The organism is Dietzia sp. DQ11-44, from assembly GCF_014145205.1.
Lineage (GTDB): Bacteria > Actinomycetota > Actinomycetes > Mycobacteriales > Mycobacteriaceae > Dietzia > Dietzia natronolimnaea.
Genome location: NZ_JAALEC010000743.1, coordinates 1 through 4,256, shown reverse-complemented (window position 1 = coordinate 4,256; position 4,256 = coordinate 1). Strand labels below are relative to the sequence as shown.

Genomic DNA, 4,256 nt, shown 5'->3' with positions numbered 1-4,256 from the left:
GAGTGCGAGCGCCGCCGAACGGACCGCCGGGGCGCCGGCCAGGACGGACAGCGTGCACAGCAGGGCGGCGCCGGTGGTGCCGGCCAACACGACCCCGGTCACGCGGTCACGCGGGGAGGGGCCTCGCACCACCCGCACGAGGCAGGCCAGCACGTTGAGCAGCAGAGCGGCCACCAGGAGCTGCAGGGCCAGCTGAACCACATCCACCTCCCGCGTCGGGTCTTCTCCCCTGCCTACAGGCCCAGAACGGCCCGCGCTACCAGGAAGTACACGATCAACCCGATCGCGTCGACGAACGTCGTGATGAACGGGTTGGAGAACACCGCCGGGTCCGCCCGGACCGCCTGTGCGAGCAGCGGCATGAGCCCGCCCACCGTGGCCGCGATGGTGCACAGCGCCAGCAGGGTCAGCCCGATGACCAGTCCGAAGTCGAAGCCGAAGATGAACCCCGCGGCGATGAGTCCCACCGCGCCCAGCGCGAGCCCCAGGATGAACCCGGTCCGCACCTCCTGCACGAGTACCCGCAGGGCGTCGCGGGGGCGGACGTCGCCGAGTGCCAGGGCGCGGGTGACCGTCGTGGCGGCCTGGTTCCCGGTGTTCCCGCCGGTACCGATGATGAGCGGAACGAACAACGAGAGCGCCACGACCTGCTCGAGCGTGGTCTCGAACACCGCCAACACCTGCACGGTGAGCGCCGCGCCGAGTCCCAGCACGAGCAACCACACCACGCGCGACCGGACGATCGACCGCACCGGGGTGGCCAGGTACGGCCGGCGCAGGGGCTCGGAGCCACCCTGGCGGGCCGCGTCCTCGGTCTCGGCGTCCTCGAGGATCCGCAGCGCGTCGTCGACGGTGAGGATGCCCACGAGGCGGTCCTCCTCGTCCGTGATCGGCAGGACGATCACGCGCTCGTCCGCGCTGAGGCGGGCGGCCTCCTCCTCGGAGGCGCGGGCGTGGATCGAGATGGCGTCGTTCATCAGGTCCCCGACGAGGGTGTCGGGTTCCGCGCCCATCAGGGACCTCAGACCGACGACCCCGATGAGGCGGCGTCCCTGGTCCACGACGGGGATCGTGTAGATCGTCTCGACGTCGACCAGCCGGGCGCGGACCCGGTCGAGCGCCTGCTCCGCGGTCATCTCCGGGCGGGCGGAGACGAACTCGGGCGTCATCCTGCGGCCGATGGAGCCGGCCGGGTAGCCGAGGATCTCGTTGGTGAGCGCGCGCTCCTCGGGCGGCAGCCCGCGCAGGAGGCGCGTGGCGACGAAGGCCGGGAGCTCGTCCATGAGAGCGACGCGGTCGTCGGGGTCGAGCTCCTCGAAGAGGTGGGCGACCTGCTCCTCGCGCAGGCCGCGCAGCAGCTCGGACTGCACCGGCGCGTCGAGGGCCTCGAACAGCACCAGGGCGCGCCCCTTGGGCAGCAACCGGAACGCGACGGCCCGGTCGCGGTCGGCGCTGCGCTCGAACATGTCCACCACGACCTGGTCGGGCAGTGACGCCATGAGGCGCGAGGCCGCCCGGAGGTCGCCGCGGGAGCGGAGCCGGGCCAACCGCCGGGTCGCCTCGTCCAGGCTCATCTCGCCGTAGGTGCTGTTCTCGTCGACGTGCTCGTCGACCAGGGCGAACCCCGTGGCGTCGGTCGGTGGCCCCCCGGGATCGTCCGGCAGATCGCGCGGCTCAGTCATCACCGGTCCCCTTGGGGGAGTCGGACGGGGTGTCGGTGGCGAACCCGATCTGCGAATACCGGGTGGCCGAGGTGGGCGCGGCGCCCGAGAGGAACCCGGCGCGGGCGATGGACATCGCGCCGATGGCGGAGGAGGCGAACTGCAGTATCGCCGCCACGACCACCTTGGGTGCCGCATCCCAGGACGGGTGCAGCAGGAAGGCGCCGACGATCACGAACACCAGCCCGAGTCCGGCGGCCGCCCCGATGGCGGAGGACCGGACGTAGAGGTCGGGGAACCGCAGGAGGCCGATGGCGCCTCCGAGGAACACCACGGACCCCGTCAGGACGGAGACCGATCCCAGGACGGTCGCGAGCAGGTCCCAGCTCATCGCCGACCCCCGGACATGAGTCGGGCCAGCGAGAGAGCGGAGACCAGGCCCACCAGCGTCGCGACCAGGACGAGGTCGTAGACGAAGGGACTGTCCACCCTCACGCCGACGAGGGCGAGGAGTGCGATGAACGCGAAGAACAGCAGGTCCGCCGCGATGGCTCGGTCACCGGCGTGGGGGCCACGGACCATCCGGTAGGAGGACAGGACGGCCGCGATGGAGACCAGGACGATGGCGATGTCGACGGCGATCACCGGACCAGCCCCTCTCTCCGGATCGCCCGCAGCATGTGGTTCTCCATATCGTGTAGCGAGGCCGTCAGGTCGTCGGGATCCGGGAAGTACATCCCGTGGACCACGATCTCCCACCCCTCACCGCCCCCCGGATGGTGCGCGCCCAGGGTCAGCGTCCCCGGGGTCAGGGTGATGAGCGAGGACAGCACGGTCACCTCGAGTTCGGTGCGGCACCTGGTGGGGAACCGCACGAAGCCCGGGGTGATCGAGGCGTGGGGCAGGAAGGCGTCGCGGACGACCTTCGCGCTGGTCGTGGTCTGCTGCCAGAAGAACCACAGCAGGAACCACAGGATCCGCAGCGGCCAGGTCAGGGTGGCGGTCATCCGAGCACCGCCTGGACGTATCCGGTCGGGTCGTACAGGTTGGCCGCAGCGGTCCCGGACAGCTCCAGGAGCACCTGACCCCCCAGTCCCAGCGCCAACGTCACCACGGCCAGCGCCAGCGCGGGCGCCGCGAGTGCCAGACCGATCCGGCGACCCGGGGGAACCATGACGGGGTCGGGGGCCCCGGCCTCCGCCGTGGCGGTGGCCACCGTGGAGGTCGCGGCGCCACCGCTCGCGGCGTCACCGGTCGCGTCGAGCCCGGCGCGGTCCCGGCCGTCGGGGATCCCCGGGGCATCGGAGTAGGCGGGGTCCAGACCCTCCGGGAGCGTGCGGGAGTCGGTGGCGGTGGGTTCGCCGAGGAAGATCCCCGTCCAGATCTTGAGCATCGACAGCAGGGTGAGGATGCTTACCGCCACGGCGACGGCCGCGGCGGCGATCTGCCCGGCGTCGAGGGCGGCGATGATCAGGCTGAGCTTGGCCACGAAGCCGGAGAAGGGCGGGATCCCGGCCAGCGACATGGCGGAGGCGAAGAACGCGATCGCGATGAGTGGTTCGGTCTTGGCGAGTCCGGAGAGTTGCCCCAGCCGCCGGGGACCGTAGCGCACCTCGATCGCGCCGATGGCCAGGAACAACGCGGCCTTGACGATCATGTGGTGCAGCAGATAGAAGATGCCGGCGGTGAGCCCCAGTGGGCCGAAAAGGGCGACCCCGAGCAGGATGTACCCGATCTGGCTGACCATGTGGAACGCGAGGATCGAGCGCGGGGCGGCCTCGCCCACCGCGCCGAGCACACCGATCAGCATGGTGGCCGAGAACACCACCACGCCCACCCAGAGGTAGCGCGGGTCCCCGTCGAAGATCACCGCGTAGATGCGGTAGATGGCGTAGATCGCGATCTTGGTGTGCAGGCCGGAGAACATCGCGGTCACGGCGGGGGACATCTTGGGGTAGGCCCGTGCAAGCCACCCGTGCACGGGGACGACGGCGGCCTTGATCGCGAGCGCGAAGAGCACCAGGGCGGTGGCCACGGCCACGCCGGTGTTCTCCGAGGCGGCCCCGTGGAGTTCGGCGATGTTGACGGTTCCCGTCAACCCGTAGATCAGGGCCACGCCGATCAGCAGGATGGTCGAGGCGAGCAGGTTGACCGAGATGTAGAGCCGCGAGGCCGCGACACCGGCCACGCTGGCCCGACCGGACCGGGTGATGATCATGAGCCCGTACGAGGGCAGGAGCATGACCTCGACAAAGACGAAGAAGTTGAACAGGTCCCCCGTAAGCAGGGCCCCGTTGACGCCGGCGGTCACGAGGAGCACCAACGGCGGGTAGAACCTCTTGAACGCCTCCCCGGCCGGGACCGCGAAAGCCGCGCACGTGAGCGTCAGCAGACTCGTCACCGTGAGCATGAGCGCCGAGAACATGTCCAGCACGAACGGGATGGCCACTCCGGGCGCCCACAGGGCGACCTGGTGCACCACGACCGAACCGTCCGACACCCACGCCACGGTGGCGATCGCCGCGGCCAGTTGCACCACGAGGACGGCGAACAGGACAGTCAGGACCAGGCGTGTTCTCGAAGCGACGGCTATGA

Annotated in this window: 6 protein-coding genes; all 6 read right to left on the bottom strand. The window is 70.6% G+C overall.

Annotation, left to right across the window (positions count from 1 at the left end):
• The coding region (locus tag G6018_RS16685) for a hypothetical protein (RefSeq protein WP_347237892.1) at positions 1 to 201 on the bottom strand (201 nt) is incomplete at its 3' end.
• Positions 202 to 233: 32 nt separating this feature from the next.
• Complete coding sequence (mgtE, locus tag G6018_RS16680) at positions 234 to 1,682, bottom strand: magnesium transporter (protein WP_182610377.1); 1,449 nt, start codon at positions 1,680 to 1,682, stop codon at positions 234 to 236.
• A complete protein-coding gene (locus G6018_RS16675) occupies positions 1,675 to 2,052 on the bottom strand; it encodes a monovalent cation/H(+) antiporter subunit G (protein WP_182610376.1) in 378 nt (125 codons plus the stop codon). Before G6018_RS16675 ends, mgtE begins: the two co-directional genes overlap by 8 nt.
• A complete protein-coding gene (locus G6018_RS16670) occupies positions 2,049 to 2,306 on the bottom strand; it encodes a monovalent cation/H+ antiporter complex subunit F (protein ID WP_182610375.1) in 258 nt (85 codons plus the stop codon). The genes G6018_RS16675 and G6018_RS16670 overlap by 4 nt, the downstream gene beginning before the upstream one ends.
• Positions 2,303 to 2,668, bottom strand: coding sequence for a Na+/H+ antiporter subunit E (locus G6018_RS16665; protein ID WP_182610374.1), 366 nt, complete (start codon positions 2,666 to 2,668; stop codon positions 2,303 to 2,305). The genes G6018_RS16670 and G6018_RS16665 overlap by 4 nt, the downstream gene beginning before the upstream one ends.
• The gene (locus G6018_RS16660) at positions 2,665 to 4,254 is read right to left on the bottom strand and encodes a monovalent cation/H+ antiporter subunit D family protein (RefSeq protein WP_347237890.1); all 1,590 of its coding nucleotides are present in this window, start codon (positions 4,252 to 4,254) and stop codon (positions 2,665 to 2,667) included. The genes G6018_RS16665 and G6018_RS16660 overlap by 4 nt, the downstream gene beginning before the upstream one ends.
• Positions 4,255 to 4,256 lie beyond the last annotated feature (2 nt).

Coding starts and splice junctions, on each gene's coding strand:
- mgtE (WP_182610377.1), bottom strand. CDS start 1,682: ATGACTGAGCCGCGCGATCTGCCGGACGATCCCGGGGGGCCACCGACC.
- G6018_RS16675 (WP_182610376.1), bottom strand. CDS start 2,052: ATGAGCTGGGACCTGCTCGCGACCGTCCTGGGATCGGTCTCCGTCCTG.
- G6018_RS16665 (WP_182610374.1), bottom strand. CDS start 2,668: ATGACCGCCACCCTGACCTGGCCGCTGCGGATCCTGTGGTTCCTGCTG.